Raw genomic sequence first — 21,376 nt, 5'->3', positions numbered from 1 at the left:
TCATAAGAGGGGTAGTACCGCGAAACAGGGTCAATACGGTTTTTCCGATTTTGATGGGGAATTGCGCGTGCGAGCGCAGCGGCTCGCACGCGCGCCTTCAGGCCAGAGAATCAGTTGATCTCGGTGGTGCGGCTGGTCCGTCCGTCAGTGGCGCGGGCCCTGAGCAGGACCTTGCCGGAGACAGACGTGGGCTCGGAGTACGCCTTCCAGGTGGCGCCACCGTCGGTCGAGTACTCGATGCCGAGACCGGGGAAGAGCACGTTCGCCTGCAGCTTGCCGTCGATGCGCTGCGCGCCGGGCAGGGGGATGCGGTAGTTCACCCCTACGCCCGCGGGGAGCTCGCCGTGCAGGTCCACGGGGCGGTAGGCATCCAGGCGCGGCAGCACGTACTGGCCCAGGGAGTTGGTGAAGCGGGCCCAGAGCGCGGGCATCTCGCTCACGGGCGGCAGCTCCGGGTTCCAGGCACGCTCCGCGACGCCGAGCATCTTCGGGAAGGCCATGTACTCAAGCACCTCGGGAGTCTTCACGTTCTCGCTCCAGAGCAGGCCGTGCATGCCGAGGATGTTCCTCCTGCCCGCGTCCGAGAGCCGCTCCTTGTCCTTCCAGAGGGACGGATCCAGGGCGTTGCCCATGCGATCCTGGGTGGCGTTGGCGTAGATGTCGAACGGCCGGTACTCGAACGTCTTCTTCACGTCGACGAAGTTGGCCCAGTAGTAACCCGGCTCGTCCGGGTCCTTGTTGTGGGCCAGGTCCATGTAGAGATTCGTCGCGTGGGACAGGATGACCTTGTAGCCCTGGTTGGCGAACTTGTAGGCGTCGTCCTCGCGGCCCCAACCCCAGACGTTGCTCCACGGCATGGGGATGAAGTTCTCCAGGTCCAGGCCGTGGTGGATGATGTCATCCCAGCCCGTCATGGGCACGCTGGCGGTCGTGGCGATGATCTTGTTCCAGCGCGTGAAGAAGTGGTTGGCGAGCTGGGTGTCGTCCAGGTCCTTGGTCTCGGGGTTCTGCTTGCACAGCGGAGAGCCCTGCCACCACACGTTCGCGCTCAGCGAGGGGAGCTCATCACCGCCACCGTGGATGGCCGTGAGCCTGGCGCCCGGCACCGCGGCATAGCGGGCCTTGACCTCCTGGGTGACCTTGCTCAGGAAGGCGTAGCTGGTCTCCAGGCAGGGGTTGATGAAGTTGTCCGTGTAGCCCTGGACGCTCGTGTGCTTGGACGTGTCCGCCGGGTCGACCAGGCGGTACTGGGCGGCCTTCGTGGGGTCCGAGTCCTTGAACTTGCGGTAGCGGTACTCCATGGCCCGGACGGCCGCACGCGCGTGGCCCGGAACGTCGATCTCCGGAATCACGTCGATGTGCCGCTCCGTGGCGTAGGCGAGAATCTCCTCGAAGTCCCGGGTCGTGTAATAGCCGCTGCCCTTGCCCACGAAGTTGAGCGTCGCCGTCTCGAAGCCCTGATAGGCCGGCTTGGTATTGAGGTTGGCCAGCAGCTGCGAGGCCGGCTTGCGGCTGATGTGGTCCTCGGCCGCGAGGTCGTTACCGGACCCCAGTCCCGCGTGGAGCATCTCGGACTCGGACGGGTCGAACCCACGGCGCGCGCCGTAGCTCGTCAGCTCCGGGATACCGGGGATCTCCAAGCGCCACCCCTCGTCATCGGTGAGGTGGAAGTGGAACTTGTTGATCTTGTAGTGCGCCAGCACGTCGAGCAGCTTCTTGACCGTCTCCTTGGACTGGAAGTGGCGCCCCACATCCAGGTGCATTCCGCGGTAGGTGAAGCCGGGCGCGTCGGCGATCTGCACCGCCGGCAGGGAGAGCTCCGTGCGGCGGTTGGCGGGGTTCACCGCGGCGGCGTACGCCTCCACCGGCACGAGCTGGCGGAGCGTCTGGATGCCATAGAACACGCCCGCCGCGTCCGCGCCCTTGATGGAGACCTTGCCGTCCTTCACGTCGAGGACATAGCCCTCGGCATCAGGCGACCCATTCCCGTCGATGTCGAGGCTGGAGTCGATGCTCAGGCTGATCTGCTCGCCACCGGTCGCCAGCCGCGACGAGATCGCACCGGAGAGCACGTCAACCAGCGCGGACGTCAGGTAGGTGGCCTCGTTCCTCAGGGCCGGGGTGTAGCCGATGACGATGCCGCTGCTGAGCGTCACCTGGCCCGCTCCGGCCTCGATGCGGCGCGGAGACGGCAGGAGACGTCCCGCGAGCTCCAGGGTCTGACGGGACGGGTTCTCGTTGTAGCGCAGCGCCGGAGTCTGGACCGGCATCACATCGCCCTCGAAGCGCATGGTCTGCTTCGGGTCGGACGCGTCGATCTTCACCGTCGACGGCACGGCGAACGCGACGGCGGGGTCGAACGTGTCTCCCGAGAAGGTGATGTGGAAGCCAGACGGCGCGTCCGTCTTCAGGATCGCCCAGTCCTGGAACAGCACGCTGATCGTCCGCTTCTCACCCGGGGCAAGCGGCTTGAAGCTGGCCAGCGGCTCGATCACGTAATAGTCGCCACTCTTGGCCGCGTCTCCCTTTGAAATCTTGACGCCTTGCGCCTCGAGTTTCTGGATGCCGGTCTCGTCGCCCTCCCCCTCGTCCAGCAGGCGCCGGACGAAGCTGAAGTAGAGCTTCCAGCCGCTGCTCCCGAGCGCCTGGGGACCCTTGTTCTCGAGGGTGAACTCGGAGCGGAAGAACTTCCAGCTGCCCACCGAGTTGTCGATGGGCTGCCACTGGACCGAGAGCTCGGAAGGGAGCGGCTGGGGGTTCTCAGAAGGGTTGTCGGGAGGACTATCGGGGGGCTTCTTGTCGGGGTCCTGGCAGCCCGAGGCCAGGAGCGCCATGACGGGAAGAGAGATGAGGAGTCGCTTCATGGTCGTTCTCCGAATCGTCACTGGGGTTAATCCGAGACGGTTGCCGGGAGCGGCTCAGATCCACCACTCCACGCGAGCGCCCAGGAAGTGACCGATGGACTTGCCGCCGACGGTCTGGAGATAGGGCGAGTGGAGCGTGTCCACCGCCTGCTTGTTGTAGAACGCGAGGGTGTAGAAGAGGCGCAGGTGCGGCCGGGCGAAGGGGCTGAGCTGCCCGGTGGGCACGAGGGTCGGCACGAGCGACAGCTTCACCGCGGTCCCGAACGGATTGCTGCCATCACGCACGCCCTGGAAGCTGGCCTCGTTCATCAGGTGGAAGTTCTTGTGCAGGTACACCGTGCTCTGGGCGCCCACGGAGAAGTCCATGAACTTGTCCGTCGTCGCATCGGTCGCGCCCTGCCCGTAGTGGAGGGTGCCGTACGCGTTGAGGCTGAGGGTCGGGTTGACGTTGTAGAGCACCTGCTCCACGACCTCGAGGCTGTTCGCGTTGCCGTACTTTCCGTTGGCGGCCGGAGAGCCGAAGGTCACCCACGTCGGGGAACCCGCCTGACCACCGTTGGCGATGCGGCGGCCGTAGCGCACCGAGAGCTCATTGAAGCTGTCGTTGCCGAGGTTCAGGTGGGTCTTGAGGCCCGCCACCCAGCCGATGTCGGCGGGCAGGACGCTCCTGTCAGCCACGCTCGGGGCCTTGGTCTCCGGCAGCCCGTGGAGCTCGCCCAGCAGCTGGGCGTAGTGGCCTCCCGTGAACTCCTGCTTGTACTGGCCCACCAGGATGGTGCGCTGGCGCCGGACGTCCAGGATGCCGTCCCCGTTGGAGTCGAAGTTGTACTGCGAGCCATTGATGGACGTCTGGAGCAGCACCGCCACATCCAGCCCGCGGTACTTGAAGCCGGCGCCCTGCGCGGAGAGGTTGTTGAAGTACCAGTAGTCCGCCAGGTACACGTTGGTGCCACGGTAGAAGCGGGCTCCGCCCCAGAACTTCAAGCCAGGAATCAGGAGGTTCCCCGCCTCTACATAGGCCTCACCCAGCTCGAGGGTCAGCGTCTGGGCGCCCCGGTTGCTGGTGAGGGCAATGAACAGGCCGTTGTTGGCCCACATCGCCGGCGTGAGCACCGCATGGGCATAGGGGGCCTCCTTGTTCTCCGCCAGCTCCTCCGCGGAGGGCTTGAGGAGGTGGATCTTCAGCGACGGCTCCAGATAGTCGCCTTCCTCGAGACGGCCTCCCAGGGAGTTGCCCGTGAGGTTCATCGACTTGCCCTGGATGAAATCACCCGACGAGGGCGCCCAGGCCACACCGACGCGGCCGTACATCGAGAAGTCCAGACGATCCGCCAGGGACTGCGCGCTCGCGGGAACGGCGGACAGCAGCGTCGCGGCAGTCACCAGCGAACGAACCGAACAGGACGGACGGAAGAGGGATGCGAAAGACTTCATGTTCGAACCTCTGTCTGCTGAAAGGATTGACAGCTGTTTGGGGGTTTCTGGGGGTTTGAAGACAACACCAGCCCTGTCCTGCTCGGGATGGGTTTCCCCATCCCCCAGGCTGGCTCACAACTGGAATGTCTTGGATGGGGTCAGGCCATCAGCGAGCGGATCTCATCGGCCACGCGCTCGGCGGTGGGCCCGATGATGACCTGGACGGCTCCGGCGGCCGGCTTCACCACACCGCGGGTACCGAGCCCCTTCAGCGCCGCCTCGTCCACGAGCTTGTCGTCGACGACGATCAGCCGCAGGCGGGTGGTGCAGGTGCCAATCTCACGCACGTTGGCGGAGCCACCGAGCGCCGCGAGCATGGCGCGCGCCAGATGCTTGTCGTCCTTGCCGGCCGGGGCCGCCGAGGCGCCCTGCAGCGCGTCCCGGACCTCGCCCGCCACCTGGTCGGCGAGGGGGCCGATGATGACCTGCACGCTGCCCGCCGCCGGGCGAATGACGCCGCGCGCGCCGAGCGCCTTGAGCGCCGCCTCGTCCACGCGGGCGTTGTCGGCGACCGTCAGCCGCAGCCGCGTGGTGCAGGCGTCGACCAGCTGGACGTTGGCGCTGCCGCCAAGCGCTTTCAGATAGGCCGCTCCACGAGCCAGCGCGGGAGCCGGGGTAGAGAGCCCATCGATGTTGGCGGCCGCATCGGCGGAGGCCGGGGTCTCGTCCTCGCGGCCCAGCGTCTTCAGGTTGAACTTGGCGATGCAGAAGCGGAACAGGCCGTAGTAGGCGCCGCCGTAGACCGCGCCCACGGGCAGCAGCAGGATGGGGTTGGTCGCCTTGCCGTAGTTCAGCACGTAGTCGAACAGACCCGCCGAGAACCCGAAGCCGAGCTTCACGTTCAGCATGTCCATGATGACGTGCGACAGACCGGTCAGCACCGCGTGCACGAGGTAGAGCGGCGGCGCCAGGAACATGAAGGCGAACTCGACGGGCTCCGTCACACCCGTCAGGAAGGACGTCAGCGCCATGGACATCAGCACGCCGCCCACCTTCGCGCGGTTGTGCTTGGGGGCCGCGTGGTACATCGCGAGGCAGGCCGCCGGCAGACCGAACATCATGACCGGGAAGAAGCCCGCCATCATCGCGCCGGCCGTCGGGTCCCCGGCGAAGAAGCGCTTCAGGTCACCCGTCACGCCGTTGTAGTCGCCCAGCAGGAACCACGCCATGTTGTTGATGATGTGGTGGAGGCCCGTGACGATGAGCAGGCGGTTGAAGACGCCGTACAGGAACAGACCGAGCTTGCCCGCGGCGAACACCGAGCGGCTGATGCCATCCAGGCCTCCCTCGATGACGGGGAAGCCAAATCCAAACACCAGCGCGAGCAGAAGACACGCCACGCCAGTGATGATGGGCACAAAGCGACGGCCACCAAAGAACGCCAGATACTCCGGCAGTTTGATGTCCTTGAAGCGGTTGTACATCGTGCCGGCGATCACTCCGGACAGGATGCCCACTGGGACGCTGATCTTGGACGCCAGGCGCGCCTTGTAGCCCGAGATGGCCAGGTCCTTCGCCGCACCGGCGAGGTCCTTGATCACCTCCGGCGGTACATTCACGAGCGCATCGACACCCTTGATGGTTATGAAGAACCCCACGGCGCCGGCAAGTCCGGCGGCGCCGTGGTTCTCACGTGCGAAGCCGATCGCCACACCCACCGCGAACAGAAGTCCGAGGTTGGAGAAGATGGCGTCGCCAGCGGCGGCGATGAAGGGAATATTCAAGAGATCCGGCTGTCCCAGACGGAGGAGCAGACCCGCGATCGGTAGAACGGCGATGGGCAGCATCAGCGCGCGCCCGAGTTGCTGCACCCCAGCAAACTTGTTGCTCACCACGACTGTGCCTCCGTTGTTTTGAGAACGGCCCCTCACAGGCCCGGCCAGGTGCTCGTCACAAGAGCACGCACTTCATCACCGCTTTCGAACTGCAAGGCCTTCTGAGCCACCTCCACGCAATGCGGGAAGGTGAGCGTGCGAATGAAGGCCTTGAGATCGGGGACTACCGCCGGCGTCGCCGACAACTCCGTGACGCCCAGACCAATGAGCAGCGGCGCCGCCCGGGGATCCGAGGCGATTCCACCGCACACCGCCACCGGGCGCCCATGCTTGCGCGCCCCCTCCACCGCCTGCGCCACCAGACGCAACACGCCCGGGTGCAGGCCGTCGAGCTGCGCCGCCACGTGCGGGTTGCCACGGTCCATGGCCAGCGCGTACTGCGTGAGATCGTTCGTTCCGATGGAGAGGAAGTCGGCCTCGGCCGCCAGCCGATCCGCCAGCACCGCGGCGACCGGCACTTCAATCATGGCTCCCACGGACACCGGCTCGGTGATGCCCAGCGCCTTGCGCTCCTCCTCGATGACCTCACGCACGGCGCGCATCTCCGACGCGGAGGTGATCATCGGGACGAGGATGCGACAGACCCCCACCGGCTTCACCCGCAGGATGGCGCGCAGCTGAGCGCGCAGCAGCTCGGGGTGGCGCAGCGACACGCGCACGCCCCGCAGGCCGAGCACCGGGTTCTCCTCCTTCGGCAGGGGCAGGTAGGCCAGTGGCTTGTCGCCCCCGACGTCGAGCGTGCGGATGACCACGGGGTGGCCCTTCAGGGCATCGGCGATCTCCTGGTACTGGGCGGTCTGCTCGGCCTCGCTCGGCGCGGTGACGCGCTCCAGGAACAGGAACTCGGTGCGCAGCAAGCCACAACCCTCGGCGCCCTTGGCGCTGGCCGCCACCGCATCGCCCGGCCGGCCGACGTTGGCGAAGACCTCGATGCGTACGCCGTCCGACGTGCGACAGCCCTCGTGCGCATGCGCCAGGTTGGCCTCGCGGCGCGCCGTGCGGGCGGCAATCGCTTGCACGGTGGCCTCGAGCGTCTCGTTGGGAGGGAAGGCACGCGCCTCGCCCCGGTCCCCATCGACAATCATCGGCGCGCCATCCGGTACGCGGAGGGCCGCATCGCCCACCGCCACCACCGCCGGAATGCCCATACCCGCCGCCAGGATGGCCACGTGCGAGGTCGGACCCCCGCGCCCGGTACATAGCGCCGCCAGGCGATCCGGGGGAACTGCGGCCAGGTCGGACGGCAGCAGCTCATCGGCAATCAGGATGGAGTCCCGCGGCAGCTCGGCCGGCACGCGCGAGCCGCGCTTCCCCGTCAGCTGCGCGATGACGCGGCGGCCAATGTCTCGCAGGTCCCCTACCCGCTCCGCCAGGAGGGGATCGTCCAGGTCATGCAGCACCTTCACATGCTGCTCGACCGCCGCCCGCCACGCCCACGCCGCACTGCGGCCCGCGGCGATCTCCTGGCCCGCGGCCTCGGTGAGCTCCGGGTCATCCAGCAGCGAGAGGTGCGCCCGGAAGATCTCCGTCCGCGCCGCGCCACCCGCCCCCTCCTTCTCGAGGAGGGACTCGAGCTCCCGCCGCGCGCTCGCGAGGGCCTCACCCAGGCGCCGCTGCTCCTCCGCCACGCCCCGGCCGGCCTCGGAGAGCTCGAGCTGCTCGTCGAGAACCCTGACGGCATGTCCGACCGCGAGGCCAGGAGCCGCGATGGTTCCCTTGAGCAGCACCTCCGTGCCGGGGACGAAGGGCCCGGTGGCGGCGCTCTCGGACGCCCGAGCCTCCTCGGCGGCAGCGGCCGGCTGCTCGGCGACAGGGTGGACCGGATCTCCCAGTCCGCTGGCCACCAGCTCCGCCAGCTCCCGCGCCACGCGCTCGGCCTGCTCGCCGTGGACGGTGATCGTCAGCGTGTCGCCGTGGCGGGCGCCGAGCCCCATGAGCGCCACCACGCTCTTGCCGTTGACCGTGCGGTCCTTGCCACCCAGGGTCACGGTGCCCGCGTGGAGCCGGGCGTGACGGGAGAAGGCGGCGGCGGGACGGGCATGGAGGCCATGGGGGATGAGCAGGCGAACCTTCTGCTCCGCCCGCTCGGTGCTCACCAGGGCCTGGATGGCCTCCGGGGCCTGGCCGGAGATCGACAGGAGCGGATCGCCCACCTCGACCTCACGGTCCTGCACCCGGTCGGTGACCGTGTAGCCCTCGCCATTGACCACCACCATGCTGGTCACGAGGCTGCGCGCCCGGCGGGCCAGCAAATCCAGGTCGAAGGAGATGAGCACATCCCCCGTCCGCATGCTCTGGCCCTCGCGAACGTGGACGGTGAAGCCCTCGCCCCGCAGGTCCACGGTGTCGACGCCGATGTGCAGGAGGATCTCCGCGCCGGTATCCGAGCGGAGCGTGCAGGCATGGCGGGAGGCATGCACCGAGACGATGACGCCATCACAGGGCGCCCGCAGCTCGGTCGACGTTGGATCCACCGCGATGCCATCCCCCACCATCCGTTGAGCGAAGGCGGGATCCGGCACTTCCTCCAGGCGCGTCGCCCAACCAGCGACAGGCGAGACGAGCTTCAGCGTGGCCATCAGCCGTTCCTCCGTTTGGATGCAATCGACGAGAGTGCGACGCGCAGGTTTCCGCGGGCGCGGTCCAGGGCGGCATCGGCCTCCGCCGTGGAGAGGCCGGCCAGTCCCAGCACCGCGTGTGGGATGTCTCCATGGCGGGCGAGGGCGTCCGCGGCGACGTCCTCCCCGACCCCGGCGATGCGGGAGATGATGGAGGTGCAGCGCTGACGCAGCTTCGCGTTCTCCGGCCGCACGTTGCACATCAGGTTGTCGTAGACGAGCCCGAGGCCCACCATGGTGGCCGTCGAGAACAGATTGAGAATCACCTTCTGCGCCGTGCCCGCGCCCAGCCGGGTGGAGCCGGCGATGACCTCCGCGCCCGTGTTCACCACCACCGCGTGCTCGGCGGCGCGCACCAGCGGCGAGTCCGCCAGGTTGGCCACGGCCACCGTCAGGGCCCCGTGCCGCCGGGCCTCGTCCACGATCCCCACCGTGAAAGCGCTACCACCGCTGGCGGACACCCCCAGCACCACATCCGTTGGACCCAGCCGGGCGTCTCGAGCGCGGGCGCGCCCCACCCCCTCATCATCCTCGGCCCCACCGTCGATGCCCCGCGCCAGGTCCAGACCCCCGGCCAGCAGGACGGAGAGCCGCTCCGTGGGCCAGCCAAAGGTCGGCCCGAGCTCCAGCGCATCCAGCGCCGCGATCATCCCCGACGACCCCGCCCCCGCATAGACCAGCCGACCCTGTCCGGAGGACAGCCGCGCGCTCGCCGCGTCCACGGCCCGCCCGAGCACCGGCAACGCCGGCAGGCACGCCGCCGCGGCGCGCGACTGACTGCTCCACAGCGACTCCAGGACCTCCCCGGTACCCCAGGTATCCAACCCCTGGAACCGACGGGCAGCCCCCTCCGTGTCCTTTGCCATGCGCCCTCCCCTCGGGACCCACTGGTATTAGATTGGACTGGTGCAAGATACCAGTTCGAGTCCCGGTTTCAACGAATTTTTTGCGTGCAATCTGGCAAGACCGGGAATACGGCTTTGACACATCGCGCAATTCCAGTATTTCCAGGGGGTTACTCAACACTTCTGAGATTTTAATCCCGGAATTCGCTTGCGCCGTGGTTTTAGATTGGTATCATGGTACTAGATTGGTATCACATTGGTCCTGTGGGACCGGAGGAGCCATGTCCATCCCCGCGAGCGGAGTGGATGCGCTCGACAAGCAGGCACTGTCGAGCGACCTGCCACTGCCGCTCTACCTTCAACTGGCCCGGTACCTGCGGGGGCTGATCGCCAGCGGCAAGTTCGGCCCTCGCGACGCGCTGCCGAGCGAGCGCGAGCTGGCGGAGCGGCTCAGCGTCTCCCGGGTCACGGTGCGCAAGGCCTTGAAGGAGCTGCTGGACGAGGGACTGTTGGAGCAGCGCCAGGGTGCGGGAACCTTCGTGAACCGCGGCCCCTATGTGGAGCAGCGCCTGTCCACGCTCACCAGCTTCTCCGAGGACATGGGCTCGCGCGGGCTCTCCGCGGGCTCGCTGTGGCTGCACCGCATGGTGTCGGTGGCGACGCCCGAGGAGACGCTGGCACTGGGCATCAGCCCGGGCACCACGGTCAGCCGCCTGCAACGGCTGCGCACGGCCAACGACACGCCCATGGCGCTGGAATTGGCGGTGCTCCCCACCCGTTTCCTGCCCGACCCGACCGAGGTGCAGGGCTCGCTCTACGAGACGCTGCGCAACCGGGGCTACACGCCCTACCGCGCCCTGCAACGCCTGGCGGCGGTCAAGCTGTCGGCCGAGCATGCCGAGCAGCTCGGGGTACCGGAAGGCGCGGCGGCCCTCTACATCGAGCGCCGCACCCTGCTCGAGGACGGCACGCCCCTGGAGTTCGTCCGGTCCCACTACCGGGGCGATGCCTACGACTTCATCGTTGAATTGAACCTGGCCGGCCAGGCCGGTCCCCAGAGGTAAGCCGATGAGCATTGGTCACGTGTCCGTGAGCACCGGAGGTCTTCCCGTCCCCGCGATGGCGCAGGAGGCCGCCCAGTCAGCGGATGCCGCACGCCGGCAGCTCGAGCAGTGCGCGGGCACCTTCGCCGAGCTGGGCGCCCGGCTGCGTCAGCGGCCCCCGCGTTTCGTCGTGACGTGCGCGCGCGGCAGCTCCGACCATGCGGCCAGCTATGGCAAGTACCTCATCGAGACCACGCTGGGACGCGCCGTGGCGTCGGTGGGGCCGAGCGTGGCGTCGGTCTACAACACCCCGCACCTCGACCTGAAGGACTGCCTCTTCATCACGGTCTCTCAGTCGGGCCGCAGTCCGGATCTCCTGCGGCTCACGGAGACGGCCCGCGCGGGTGGCGCCCTGGTCGTCGGCTTCATCAACAACGAGACCTCTCCCCTCTCCGGCCTGTGCGACATCGCGTTTCCGCTGTGCGCCGGCCCCGAGAAGAGCGTCGCCGCCACGAAGTCATACATCCTCTCCGGCCTCGCGTTCCTGCAACTGGTGGCGCACTGGTCGGAGGACGGGGCCCTGCACGACGCGGTGTCTCGGCTGCCCTCGGCCCTGGAGGAGGCACGTGCCCTGGACTGGTGGCCGGCGCTCTCGCGGCTCACGGACGCGCGCAGCCTGTTCGTGCTCGGGCGCGGGAGCGGCCTGGGTGCGGCGCTCGAGCTGGCGTTGAAGTTCAAGGAGACCTGCCGGATGCACGCCGAGGCCTTCAGCACCGCCGAGGTGAGCCACGGACCGCTGGCCCTGGTGGGCCCGGGCTTCCCCGTGCTGGCGCTCGGGCAGGAGGACGGCTCGGCGGAAGGCACCCGGAGCGTGGTCCGGAGGATGGTGGAGTTGGGGGCGGATGTCCGCTCGGTGCTCGCGGTTCCGGGGGCCGAGCGGCTGCCGTCGGTCCCTGGCGTGCCGAATGCCATTGCTCCGCTGTGCCAGGTCCAGAGTTTCTACATGGCGGTGCACCGGTTGGCGGTGGCGCGCAAGCTGGACCCGGATGCACCCGCGCACTTGCGCAAGGTGACGGAGACGGTGTGATGAAGCGAGTCCTGAAGGGCGCACGGTGCTTCACTGGCGAGCGGATGCTCGACGGCCACGCGGTGGTGGTCGAGGGCGAACACATCACCGCGGTGGTGCCGGCCGCGGAAGCACCTGCCGATGCCCAGGTGGTGCGGTTGCCCGAGGGCGCGCTGCTCGTTCCGGGCTTCATCGACACCCAGGTCAACGGCGCCGGCGGCGTGCTGTTCAATGAGACGCCCACGGCCGAGGCGGCGCTCGCCATCGCGGCGGCCTGCAGGCGCTCGGGCACGACCGGGTTGCTGCCCACCTTCATCACCGATGAGCAGACGGGGATGCGCCGGGCCTGTGAGGCCATCGCCCAGGTGCTCTCCCGGCCCGCTCCGGGAGTGCTCGGCATCCACCTGGAAGGGCCCTTCATCAGCGGAGAGCGGCCCGGAGTGCATGACCCGCGCTACATCCGCACGCCCGAGGCCCAGGAGCTCACGTACCTGACGGGCCTGTCGGAGCGGCTGGCCAGCAAGGGCGGCCGCCTGCTGGTGACATTGGCACCCGAGAGTGTCGACGATGCCATCATCCGCCGGCTCGCCTCGGCGGGAGTGGTGCTCGCGGCCGGCCACACGGCGGCCTCTCTCGAGCGGACGCACGCGGCGGTGACGGCGGGCGTGCGCGGCTTCACGCATCTCTTCAACGCCATGCCGCCGGTGAACAACCGCCAGCCGGGCCCGGTGGTGGCCGCCTTCGAGGCCGAGGACGCCTGGTGCGGCATCATCGCCGATGGCATCCACGTCCACCCCGCGCTGCTGCGCCTGCTCTTGAAGGTGAAGCGGCCCGGCAAGGTGTTCCTGGTCACGGATGCCATGCCGCCCGTTGGAACGGACGCGCTCACGTTCTCGCTCTACGGCCGCACCATCCTGCGCCGCGAGGGCCGGCTGGTGACGGAGAACGGAACGCTGGCGGGAGCCGACATCGACATGGTGACGGCGGTGCGCAATTGCGTCCGGCTCCTCGGGCTGCCGCTCGAGGAGGGGCTGCGCATGGCCTCGCTCTACCCCGCGAGCTACCTCGGGCTGGAGAAGCACCTGGGCCGGCTGGCGCCGGGCTACCGCTCGGATCTCGCGCTGCTCCGACCGGACCTCACGGTGCTCGCCACGTGGGTGGGAGGCCAGGAGCAGTGGTACTGACCGCATCCACTGTCCCGGCCTCCCTGGAGTGACCTGGGCCCTCCAGACGAGGGCTCAGTACTTCGGCAGGTTGGGGATGCTCTGGTTGCAGTTGCTGACGATGCCGAGGAGCTGGCAGACCAGCTGACCAGCGGAGTTCACCCCCGCCGCACCCGCGGGCGGCGTGGCATGGACGCGCTCCTTCCAGACTTGCCACACCATCATTCCATCCGTCGGCCTGCCCTTGTTCTTCATGTACGTGGCGAGCGTCTCGACGTTGTAATACTTCGTCGCCATGTTGTTCTGACCGGTGAGCATCTCGGCGTCGTACACGGTGCCCGGCTCGGCGTTGAGCTTCAACGTGGCACCGCCCGCGCCCTCCGGAGCGATCTCCAGTCCCATGGCGATGGGGCCGTTGTAGATGGCCCGGTAGGACTCGTAGCCCTCACGAGGATCGTAGTACTCGCCTCCGTCGTAGGACATGAGGTTGATGTGGTGGAGCTTGCTCCCGTGGTTCTTCACCACGGAGTACATGGTTCCTCCGAAGGGCGAGCCCCACTGCACCTTGCCCTCCTCGAAGGGAGTGCCCTTCACGTAGTAGGCCCCCGTCGACCAGCCCGCGATGGAGATGCCCATGTTCAGGCCCCGAGCGCGGATGGTGCTGTCCAGGCTCGTGATGATGTTGGCGATCTCCCCATCCTTGGAGCAGCTGAACGTGTCCGCGGTCTGCTTGTTGCAGCTGCTCCCGCTCGACTCCCAGTCGATGTCGACGCCGCTGGCGCCGAGGTCCTGCGCCAGGTCGACGACGCGCGCCGCGTTGAAGTTGGCCCACTGATCGCCCTGGCTGTAGCTCCATCCGCCCACGGAGAGCCACACCTGGGTGCCGCGCGTGCGCAGCGACTGGATGTTGTTGATGAGGGTTTGAGCCTGCGCCGGGGTGAACTTCTTCTGGCCGGTGTTGGTCGTGGCCCCCTCGAAGAACTCGAGGCCCGCGACGGCTTGATCGAACTCGTAAGAGCCCTTCTGGTACGCCGTGTTGGGCCGCGCGAAGGCGATGTTGAGGTGCGTGTAGTAGCTGGGGATGTTCGCGGTCGTCAGGTCGTTGATGCTCGTGTTCCAACTGCTGGCATAACCGATGTACATCCGCCCGGCCGGCGGCGGGTCCGTCGGCCCACCGGTGAGGCTGACGACCACGCTCGCCGCGCTGGAGGTGGTGGAGTTCCCCGCGGCATCGTAGGCCTTGGCCGTATAGCTGTAGGTGCCATTCTGGGAGCTGGAGCTGAAGGCATCCGACGCGCTGTAGGGGCTGGAGGAGTCGGTGCTCAGCAGGATGCCATTGCGGTAGAACTCGACCCGGGCGACGCCCACGTTATCGCTCGCGGGAGCGGAGAGGCTCACACTGCCCGCGCTCGTGAGGCTGGCCGGACTGGCCGAAAGGCTGACGGTCGGAGGGGTGGTGTCGACAGGAGGAGGGGTGCTTCCCGAACAGGAATACCCGTTGATGGAACAGGAGCCCACTCCGCTGAAGGTGCCACTTCCCTCGAAGGAGACGGTCACGCTCCCGTTGGCGGGCACGTTGTTGCCGCCCCAGGTGTTCGGCAGCACGGTCCACGAACCATCGCTCGCCTGGGTCGCGGAGCCGCCGGCGCCCCAGGGAGTCCCACGGAGGGCCGCGTCGCCGTTGAACTTGAAGGTCAGCGACCAGTCCGAGATCGCGCTGCTCGTGGTGTTCTTGATGGTGACCACTCCGCCGAAACCACCGCTCCACACGGAGCCGGTGGAGAACGTGGCGGTCAGTCCCGCCGCGGTGGCCGGTAGTTCCACGCTCCGGAGGTCTTCCGGTACGGACGGCTCCTGGCTGCCACATGCGGCCAGCAGGCCCCAGGCGCCAGTGAGCAAGAACTTCCGCGAGCTACGCATCATGATTCCTCCAGTGAAAGGGATGAGACTCCGTAGACACTCTGAATAGAGGGTCTGCGCTGCGATTTCGGGTCAGTCCCGAGCACGCTCCCGCTGGAGAAATCGCAGACAGACGAAAGCCCGGACCGGCGTGGTGGCAGCAGGTCCGGGCTCGCGCTGTCCGTTACGGCTGTCTGCTACTGATAGGTATCCAGGTACGCGCGATGGCTGTTGGAGAACTCGGAGTTGTAATACTTGTCCCAGTTGATGGACCAGGTCATCAGCCCCTTGAAGCCGGGGTAGCCAGACGGGTTCTGGAGCACGTAGCTGCCACCGAACGACTGACCCTTGATGAGGTAGTCGAGCGCCTTCTGGACATTGGCGGGAGTCGTATAGCCACCACCGGCGGCCTGGGGAGAGGCGGGCAGACCGATCAGGACCTGATCAGGCCGGAGCGCCGGGAAGACGTTGCTCGCGTTGCCACCGATGGGGAAGCCCTTCAGGAGCATCTCGGCCATGGCCACGTGGAAGTCCGCGGTCCCCTGCGCATACGAACGGCCATCCAGGGCCGTCACGGTCCCCGTGTTGTAGTGCTGCACGTGCAGGTACGTCAGCTTGTCGCGGAGCGCGTGGATGACCGGCAGGTACGCCCCCCACGGGCCGCCGTAGGCCGCGTAGCCGCCCTGGACGTAGGCCGTCTCGGGAGCCATGGTGAGGATGAAGCCGGAGCCGTAGTGGTTGGCGATCTGCCGGGTGGCGTCGATCAGGTTGACGATCTTCGGCGTGGTGGGATTGCGGAAGTCCGTGTCCCCGCCGTTGAGCGACAGGGAGCTGCCCTCCAGGTCCAGGTCCAGGCCATCGAAGCCATACGTGTCGATCAACGACTGCATCGTGTTGATGAAGTTCTGCTTGGCGGAGGCCGTGGCCAGGTCCACCGTCCCGTTCGCACCGCCGATGGAGATCAGCACCTTCTTGCCCTGGCTCTTCAGGTAGGCGACGTCCGACTGGAACTCAGCCACCGTCGCGTTGTAGGGCGCGAACGCCATGTTGCCCGTGGTGGAGCCGCCCGAGGGCTCGGCGAAGGCAACCTGGATGACATTGAACTTCGAAGACACGTCGCGCAGGCGGATGTTCGTCGAGCCGTTATCGAAGTTGTGCCAGTAGCCGACGATGATCTTGCTGCCGGCCGGCGGATTGGCGGACGTCGTCGCCGAGATGCTGTTGCTGGCGGAGGAGCGGTTGCCTGCGGCGTCCCGCGCCTTCACCGTGAAGGCGTAGGTCGTGCTCGCCGCCAGTCCCGTCACCGTCACGCTCGTGGCGCCCGTGGTGCTCGCCGCCGCCGTCGTCCCGCTCCCGATGAACACCTCGTATCCCGTCACCGCCACGTTGTCCGTCGACGCGTTCCACGCCAGCGACACGCTGCTGTTCGTCACCGCCGTGGAGCGCAGGCTCGCCGGAGCCGTGGGCGCCTGCGTGTCCACCACCTGCGGGTTCGTCGTCACGCTGAAGGCGGAGCTGGCCGTGGAGCGGTTGCCCGCGGCATCCCGCGCCTTCACCGTGAAGGTGTACGTCGTGTTGGCCGCCAGCCCCGTCACCGTCACGCTCGTGGCGCCCGTGGTGCTCGCCACCGCCGTCGTCTCGCTGCCCCTGAACACCTCGTACCCGGTCACCCCCACGTTGTCCGTGGAGGCCGTCCACGCCAGCGATACCGTGGTGTCCGTCTTGCTGGTGGCATTCAGGCCCGTGGGCGCCGAGGGCGCCTGGGTGTCCGAGGAGCCTGCCTTCTCCAGCCACAGGGCCGGGACATTGGGCGGCTCCCATCCGGGCAGCGACTGGTGCGGCTGGCGGCAGTCATACGCCTTGCCCCCGTACGTCACGCTGTCGCCAACGACATAGTTGACGTAGGCCGCCCAGGCTCCGCGATCCGCGGCGGATGCCAGCGCCGGCGCCAGGCTCAGCACCAGGGCCATGACGGCCACCAGGGCCCGGGCCGAGGCAGCCATGAGAGAGATACGCCCCGTCCAGGGCGCAGCTACAGGGGGGGACACGAACATGCCAACACTCCTCGTGAAGGAACGCGATAGAGGAGGGCTAGACCCATTTTTTCGGGTCAGTCCTCATTTTCGGTTCCTTCTGGAAGAGCGAGGAGGCGACGCGTCACGCCCGGCCAGGCTCCCTACCGCCGGCCGAGGCCCATGTAGGTGAAGCCCAGCTCCTTCATCCGCGACGGATCGTAGATGTTGCGGCCGTCGAAGATGACCGGGGTCTTCATCAGCGACTTCATGCGCTCGAAGTCCGGGTGGCGGAACTCGTTCCACTCGGTGACGACGAAGAGCGCGTCCGCGCCCTCCAGCGCCTCGTAGGGCACGTTCGTGTAGCGGACGCGGTCGCCGAAGACGCGGCGCGCGGTGCGCTCGGCCACCGGATCATGCGCCGACACCTTCGCGCCCTTGGCCAGCAGGCCTTCAATCACCTCGATGGACGGCGCCTCTCGCATGTCGTCCGTCTTCGGCTTGAAGGCCAGACCCCACACCGCGAAGCTGCGCCCGTCCAGCGAGCCGAAGTGCTTGAGCGCCTTCTGCACCAGCACCTTCTTCTGCCGCTCGTTGGTGCGCTCCACCGCGCGCAACAGGTCCAGCTCCATCCCCTGCTCGCGCCCCTTGGCCACCAGCGCCTTCACGTCCTTGGGGAAGCACGAGCCGCCGTAGCCCACGCCGGGGAACAGGAACGGATAGCCGATGCGCTTGTCCGCGCCCATGCCCTTGCGCACGAAGTCCACGTCCGCGCCCACCTTCTCGCAGAGCACGGCGATGTCGTTCATGAAGGAGATGCGCGTGGCCAGCATCGCGTTGGCCGCGTACTTCGTCAGCTCGGCCGAGCGCGTGTCCATGTACAGGATGGGGTTCTCCGTGCGCACGAACGGCGCATAGAGCTGGCCCATCACCTTGCGCGCCCGCTCCGACTCCGCGCCAATCACCACCCGGTCCGGCTTGAGGAAGTCGTCCAGCGCGGCGCCTTCCTTGAGGAACTCGGGGTTGGAGACGACGTCGAACTCCACCTCCGTCACGCGGGAGATGACCTCGCGCACCTTGTCCGCGGTGCCCACCGGCACGGTGCTCTTGTCCACCACCACCGTGTACTGGCGCATGGCCCGGCCAATCTGCTCCGCCGCCGCCAGCACGTACTGGAGGTCCGCCTCACCGCTCTCGCCCTCGGGCGTGCCCACGGCGATGAACACCACCTGCGAGCGCGCCACCGACGCGGCCAGGTCCGTGGTGAACGACAGGCGCCGGTCCCGCGTGTTCTTGCGGATGAGCTCCTCGAGCCCCGGCTCGTAGATGGGAACTTCTCCCTGCTGGAGCTGCGCGATCTTCCGCGCGTCGATGTCCACGCAGATGACGTCGTTTCCAGAGTCCGCGAAGCAGGTGCCCGCGACAAGCCCCACGTAGCCCGTTCCAATGATGGCGATATGCATGAGCGTCCCAGAGTGGCCAGAGGCCGGGAAAAGCTCATACGCCGGGAAAGGCTCCGGGGGGAAGGGCCGAGTAGCGGCCCGCCCCTCGTCTCACTGCCCGGTCAGCAGCCGCCGCAGCCGCTCCGAGCCCCTCACGTGGCTCATCTTCCCGGGCTCACTCGCCGGAAGGACGACCAGCCGGTCGAGCAGCTCGCGCGTGGCACGGCGCAGCGGCGGGAGGGCCGGCTTCACGGCCCCGGCCGACTCGGGGAAGAGCCGCGCCACGATGGACAGCGAGGTGTACAGGGCGCGCTCCAGCCGCCATGCCTTCGCCCGCTCCAGCAGGACCGCCACGTCCAGGGGACGCGAATAGACGCCTCCCATCGACGTCGCCCCCGTCACCAGCTCGCGCAGGTCCACGAAGGACAGCCACGGCACCTGGTAGCCCTCGCGGGCCTGCTCCAGGCTCACGAGCAGCACCATGTCCTCCAGGACAGGACGGAACATCGAGGGGCCATACATCTTCATGGGCAGGGCGCGCTCGAAGATGCCCTGCACCTCCTCGCGCCGCGCGGAGCCGAGCACGTCCGCGTAGAGGTAGATGGGCGTGCGGCCATCGGACACCACCTTCGCCGCGCCATGGGCCGACCCCTCGGACTCCGGCTGGAACTGGTGCTGGGCGAGGTAGCCCGCGAAGCCGTCCACGTCCATGCGCCGCAGCAGCACCGGAATCTCCAACACGGGGCGGAAGCCCACGTGGGGATAGAGCGTGTCGGCGAAGGCCGCTCCCCCCAGGAGGAGCAGCTTGCGGCCCTCGAGGTCGTCCACGGTGCGCTTGAAGTTGACGAGCTTCATCACGTTGTCGTTGACGGAGCCCGAGTAGATGCTCAGCAGCCTGTCCCGGGCCCACTCCGGCGCGTCGGCTCCGGCCAGGCGGTACTCGAGGTTGTAGGAGGCCAGGGGCGCCAGACCCTGCGCGATGGCCCAGTCCACGTACTCCTCCCAGGGGGCCGCGCGCAGCGAGCCGCGCGGCGGGTCGAACGAGGAAAGGACGCGGAGGGTGTCGATGAGGCTGATGGCCATGGCGCCGCACCTTTAACGATTCCCACACACAAGGTGCAATCGGAAGCCGACAGCTCCTGGCGTATTGCTACACCCGGGACGGAGCCGCCCGGCGGTGAGCCCCGGCTGTCCGGCGGTGGACACCCCGTGTGAGGCACTCCCTCCACGTGAGGACACCCCACCCAGCGGCCGCCTGCTCGCAGGGAATAGGGGTAGGCGGGCACAAGTTCGGCATGTCTTTTCCGGTCATGAGCCAACCGCCTCCTCCCCTTCCCGTCCCGCTGTCCGAAGCCCGTCCGGTGGACGCCAGCGAACGACTCGCCCTGCTCGACGTCCTCCGTGGCTTCGCGCTGTGCGGCGTCTTCGTCTCCAACGTCTTCATGTGGTTCTCCGGCCGGGCCTACCTGACTCGCCCCCAGATGGAGGCCGCCATGGCCTCCGCCTCGTGGCTGGACACCGCCGTCTCGTATGGCGCCGGGGCGCTCGTGTTCGGCAAGTTCATCACCATCTTCTCGTTCCTCTTCGGCCTGGGCTTCTCCGTGCAGATGATCCGCGCCGAGGCGCGCGGCGCCGCCATCGCCCCGCTCTATATGCGGCGGCTGTGCGTGATGTTCCTCATCGGAATCACCCACCTGCTGGGGCTCTGGCTCGGCGACATCCTCACCACGTACGCGACGCTGGGCTTCGCGCTGCTGCTGTTCCGCAAGCGCGCCGACAAGACGCTGCTCATCTGGGCCGCCGTCCTCATCGTCGTCCTGCCGCTGGTCATGGCAGGCGTCCCGAAGCTCGTGCAGATGATCCAGAGTGGCGGCGCGGAGGGAGTCGCCGAGGCAGCCAAGGCCGCCATGGAGCGCTCCAACCAGGCCCGCACCGAGGTGCTCGAGGCCTTCACGCACGGCACGTACTTCGAGGTGGTTCGCGCCAACGCCCGCTACTACTTCGGCCAGTTCGTCCAGAACATGGTGCCCCTGTTGTTCGCCCTGCTCGGCCGGTTCCTGCTCGGATTCTTGGCCGGACGGCGTCGCCTCTTCCACGACGCGCCCCAGCACCTGGCGTTCTTCCGCAAGCTGCTCGGGTGGAGCCTCGCCATCGGTGGCCTCGCCGCCGGCGCCGGGCTCGTGCTGCAGTACATGATGCGCAACAAGATGATCGACCCGCAGGCGCCGTGGCTCTTCCTCACGCTCCCGGTGCGGCAGCTCAACGAGGTGGGCGTCGCGGCCGTCTACGTCTCGGGCCTCGTGCTCCTCTTCCAGCGCGAGGCGTGGCAGCGGCGGCTGCTGGTGCTCGCCCCCGTGGGCCGCATGGCGCTGACGAACTACCTGAGCCAGACCGTCATCAGCCTCTTCGTCTATTACGGCTTCGGCCTGGGGCTCATCGGGAAGGTCGGCCCCGCGGCGAGCATCGGACTCACCCTGGCCATCTTCTGCGTGCAGGTGGTCTTCAGCCACTGGTGGCTGGCGCGCTTCCGCTTCGGCCCCGCCGAGTGGGTGTGGCGCTCGCTGACGTACGGCAAGGCCCAGCCGATGCGCCAGCCCCCGGCCCCCGTCGCCGCGGCTGTCACGACCGCCTGACAGCTCTTCCTCTTCCGGATGGAGCAGGCTTTCAGGTTTTGTCAGAAGTGCCCGCCAAAATGGGAATCACCCATTGGAGGCGCTGATGACGTCCACACTGCGCAACCCGCCGTTCAAGGCAGTGGAGCCGCCGCACCCAGCCAACTCGCCCCGGGCCCGGCGGACGGGCCTGCTGCTCGCCCTGGCCCTGCTGGCCACCGGCTGCGTGCCGCTGACGCCACCGCCCGGCCGGGGAATGAACCTGCGATACACGCCGGGCGAGGCTGCTGCGTCCGCGCCGGCCGAGGGGCCGGGCTTCGAGTTTCCGCGCACCGTCGCCTCAACGCCTGAGCCCGAGGCACCGGAGCGGCTGTACCGGCGCCGGGCCTCCCGTGAGGAGGTGACGGCGGCGGGCCCGGACAGCGCGGAACGAGAGGTGCGGCAGAAGACTCGCGCGGCCCAGTTGGCGTTTCGCGGTGCCATTCGCGAAGTATCAGGCTC

The 21,376-nt window shown here is 68.0% G+C and carries 13 protein-coding genes and 1 pseudogene; 5 read left to right on the top strand and 9 right to left on the bottom strand.

The genetic code is table 11. The annotated features are described in order from the left end of the window. Positions 1-110 precede the first annotated feature (110 nt). The 5 genes from DAT35_RS49380 to DAT35_RS49360 form a co-directional block, all read right to left on the bottom strand. Positions 111-2,864 (bottom strand): family 20 glycosylhydrolase, encoded by a 2,754-nt coding sequence (locus tag DAT35_RS49380; protein WP_108076351.1) that lies wholly within the window; start codon positions 2,862-2,864, stop codon positions 111-113. A 54-nt stretch (positions 2,865-2,918) separates the two neighbouring features. Further along, the gene (locus DAT35_RS49375; RefSeq protein WP_108076350.1) at positions 2,919-4,298 is read right to left on the bottom strand and encodes a carbohydrate porin; all 1,380 of its coding nucleotides are present in this window, start codon (positions 4,296-4,298) and stop codon (positions 2,919-2,921) included. 140 nt (positions 4,299-4,438) lie between these two features. Continuing rightward, complete coding sequence (gene nagE / locus DAT35_RS49370) at positions 4,439-6,172, bottom strand: N-acetylglucosamine-specific PTS transporter subunit IIBC (protein WP_233262172.1); 1,734 nt, start codon at positions 6,170-6,172, stop codon at positions 4,439-4,441. A gap of 35 nt (positions 6,173-6,207) precedes the next feature. Next, positions 6,208-8,754, bottom strand: a complete 2,547-nt coding sequence (ptsP, locus tag DAT35_RS49365; protein ID WP_108076348.1) for a phosphoenolpyruvate--protein phosphotransferase — start codon at positions 8,752-8,754, stop codon at positions 6,208-6,210. Next, positions 8,754-9,659: an N-acetylmuramic acid 6-phosphate etherase gene (locus tag DAT35_RS49360; RefSeq protein ID WP_108076347.1), complete on the bottom strand. Its 906-nt coding sequence runs from the start codon at positions 9,657-9,659 to the stop codon at positions 8,754-8,756. The genes ptsP and DAT35_RS49360 overlap by 1 nt, the downstream gene beginning before the upstream one ends. A 260-nt stretch (positions 9,660-9,919) precedes the next feature. Between DAT35_RS49360 and DAT35_RS49355 the strand changes: the two genes are divergently transcribed. From DAT35_RS49355 to nagA, 3 genes are read left to right on the top strand one after another with little or no spacing between them, the layout of a single operon-like run. Further along, a complete protein-coding gene (locus DAT35_RS49355) occupies positions 9,920-10,702 on the top strand; it encodes a GntR family transcriptional regulator (protein WP_108076346.1) in 783 nt (260 codons plus the stop codon). Positions 10,703-10,706: 4 nt separating this feature from the next. Then, a complete protein-coding gene (locus DAT35_RS49350) occupies positions 10,707-11,768 on the top strand; it encodes an SIS domain-containing protein (protein WP_108076345.1) in 1,062 nt (353 codons plus the stop codon). Then, positions 11,768-12,931 carry an N-acetylglucosamine-6-phosphate deacetylase gene (gene nagA, locus DAT35_RS49345; RefSeq protein ID WP_108076344.1) on the top strand — a complete coding sequence of 388 codons (1,164 nt, stop codon included), beginning with the start codon at positions 11,768-11,770 and terminating at the stop codon, positions 12,929-12,931. Before DAT35_RS49350 ends, nagA begins: the two co-directional genes overlap by 1 nt. A 54-nt stretch (positions 12,932-12,985) precedes the next feature. Here the strand turns inward: nagA and DAT35_RS49340 are convergent, their stop codons facing one another. The 4 genes from DAT35_RS49340 to DAT35_RS49325 form a co-directional block, all read right to left on the bottom strand. Next, positions 12,986-14,833, bottom strand: a complete 1,848-nt coding sequence (locus DAT35_RS49340; RefSeq protein WP_233262171.1) for a glycosyl hydrolase family 18 protein — start codon at positions 14,831-14,833, stop codon at positions 12,986-12,988. Positions 14,834-15,006: 173 nt separating this feature from the next. Next, positions 15,007-16,812: a glycosyl hydrolase family 18 protein gene (locus tag DAT35_RS49335; protein ID WP_108076343.1), complete on the bottom strand. Its 1,806-nt coding sequence runs from the start codon at positions 16,810-16,812 to the stop codon at positions 15,007-15,009. A 173-nt stretch (positions 16,813-16,985) separates the two neighbouring features. Then, positions 16,986-18,284 (bottom strand): UDP-glucose/GDP-mannose dehydrogenase family protein, encoded by a 1,299-nt coding sequence (locus tag DAT35_RS49330; protein ID WP_108076342.1) that lies wholly within the window; start codon positions 18,282-18,284, stop codon positions 16,986-16,988. A gap of 90 nt (positions 18,285-18,374) precedes the next feature. Then, entirely contained in the window at positions 18,375-19,346 is a 972-nt protein-coding gene (locus tag DAT35_RS49325; RefSeq protein WP_108076341.1) for a nucleotidyltransferase family protein, read from the bottom strand. Between the two features lie 212 nt (positions 19,347-19,558). Here DAT35_RS49325 and DAT35_RS49320 point away from each other — a divergent pair, with 212 nt between their 5' ends. Both DAT35_RS49320 and DAT35_RS49315 read left to right on the top strand, forming a co-directional pair. Beyond that, positions 19,559-20,896 carry a DUF418 domain-containing protein gene (locus tag DAT35_RS49320; protein ID WP_233262170.1) on the top strand — a complete coding sequence of 446 codons (1,338 nt, stop codon included), beginning with the start codon at positions 19,559-19,561 and terminating at the stop codon, positions 20,894-20,896. An 85-nt stretch (positions 20,897-20,981) separates the two neighbouring features. Continuing rightward, a pseudogene (locus DAT35_RS49315) lies at positions 20,982-21,376 on the top strand (hypothetical protein); the annotation flags it as partial.

The organism is Vitiosangium sp. GDMCC 1.1324, from assembly GCF_003044305.1.
GTDB lineage: Bacteria > Myxococcota > Myxococcia > Myxococcales > Myxococcaceae > Archangium.
The sequence above is the reverse complement of the archived record's forward strand: the minus strand, read 5'-3'. Positions and strand labels throughout refer to the sequence as shown.

Bases quoted from the DNA above. Each gene is read 5' to 3' on its own strand.
- DAT35_RS49320 (WP_233262170.1), top strand. From the start codon at position 19,559: ATGTCTTTTCCGGTCATGAGCCAACCGCCTCCTCCCCTTCCCGTCCCG.
- ptsP (WP_108076348.1), bottom strand. From the start codon at position 8,754: ATGGCCACGCTGAAGCTCGTCTCGCCTGTCGCTGGTTGGGCGACGCGC.
- DAT35_RS49335 (WP_108076343.1), bottom strand. From the start codon at position 16,812: ATGGCTGCCTCGGCCCGGGCCCTGGTGGCCGTCATGGCCCTGGTGCTG.
- DAT35_RS49380 (WP_108076351.1), bottom strand. From the start codon at position 2,864: ATGAAGCGACTCCTCATCTCTCTTCCCGTCATGGCGCTCCTGGCCTCG.
- DAT35_RS49350 (WP_108076345.1), top strand. From the start codon at position 10,707: ATGAGCATTGGTCACGTGTCCGTGAGCACCGGAGGTCTTCCCGTCCCC.
- DAT35_RS49360 (WP_108076347.1), bottom strand. From the start codon at position 9,659: ATGGCAAAGGACACGGAGGGGGCTGCCCGTCGGTTCCAGGGGTTGGAT.
- DAT35_RS49355 (WP_108076346.1), top strand. From the start codon at position 9,920: ATGTCCATCCCCGCGAGCGGAGTGGATGCGCTCGACAAGCAGGCACTG.
- DAT35_RS49330 (WP_108076342.1), bottom strand. From the start codon at position 18,284: ATGCATATCGCCATCATTGGAACGGGCTACGTGGGGCTTGTCGCGGGC.
- nagA (WP_108076344.1), top strand. From the start codon at position 11,768: ATGAAGCGAGTCCTGAAGGGCGCACGGTGCTTCACTGGCGAGCGGATG.
- DAT35_RS49325 (WP_108076341.1), bottom strand. From the start codon at position 19,346: ATGGCCATCAGCCTCATCGACACCCTCCGCGTCCTTTCCTCGTTCGAC.
- DAT35_RS49375 (WP_108076350.1), bottom strand. From the start codon at position 4,298: ATGAAGTCTTTCGCATCCCTCTTCCGTCCGTCCTGTTCGGTTCGTTCG.
- DAT35_RS49340 (WP_233262171.1), bottom strand. From the start codon at position 14,833: ATGATGCGTAGCTCGCGGAAGTTCTTGCTCACTGGCGCCTGGGGCCTG.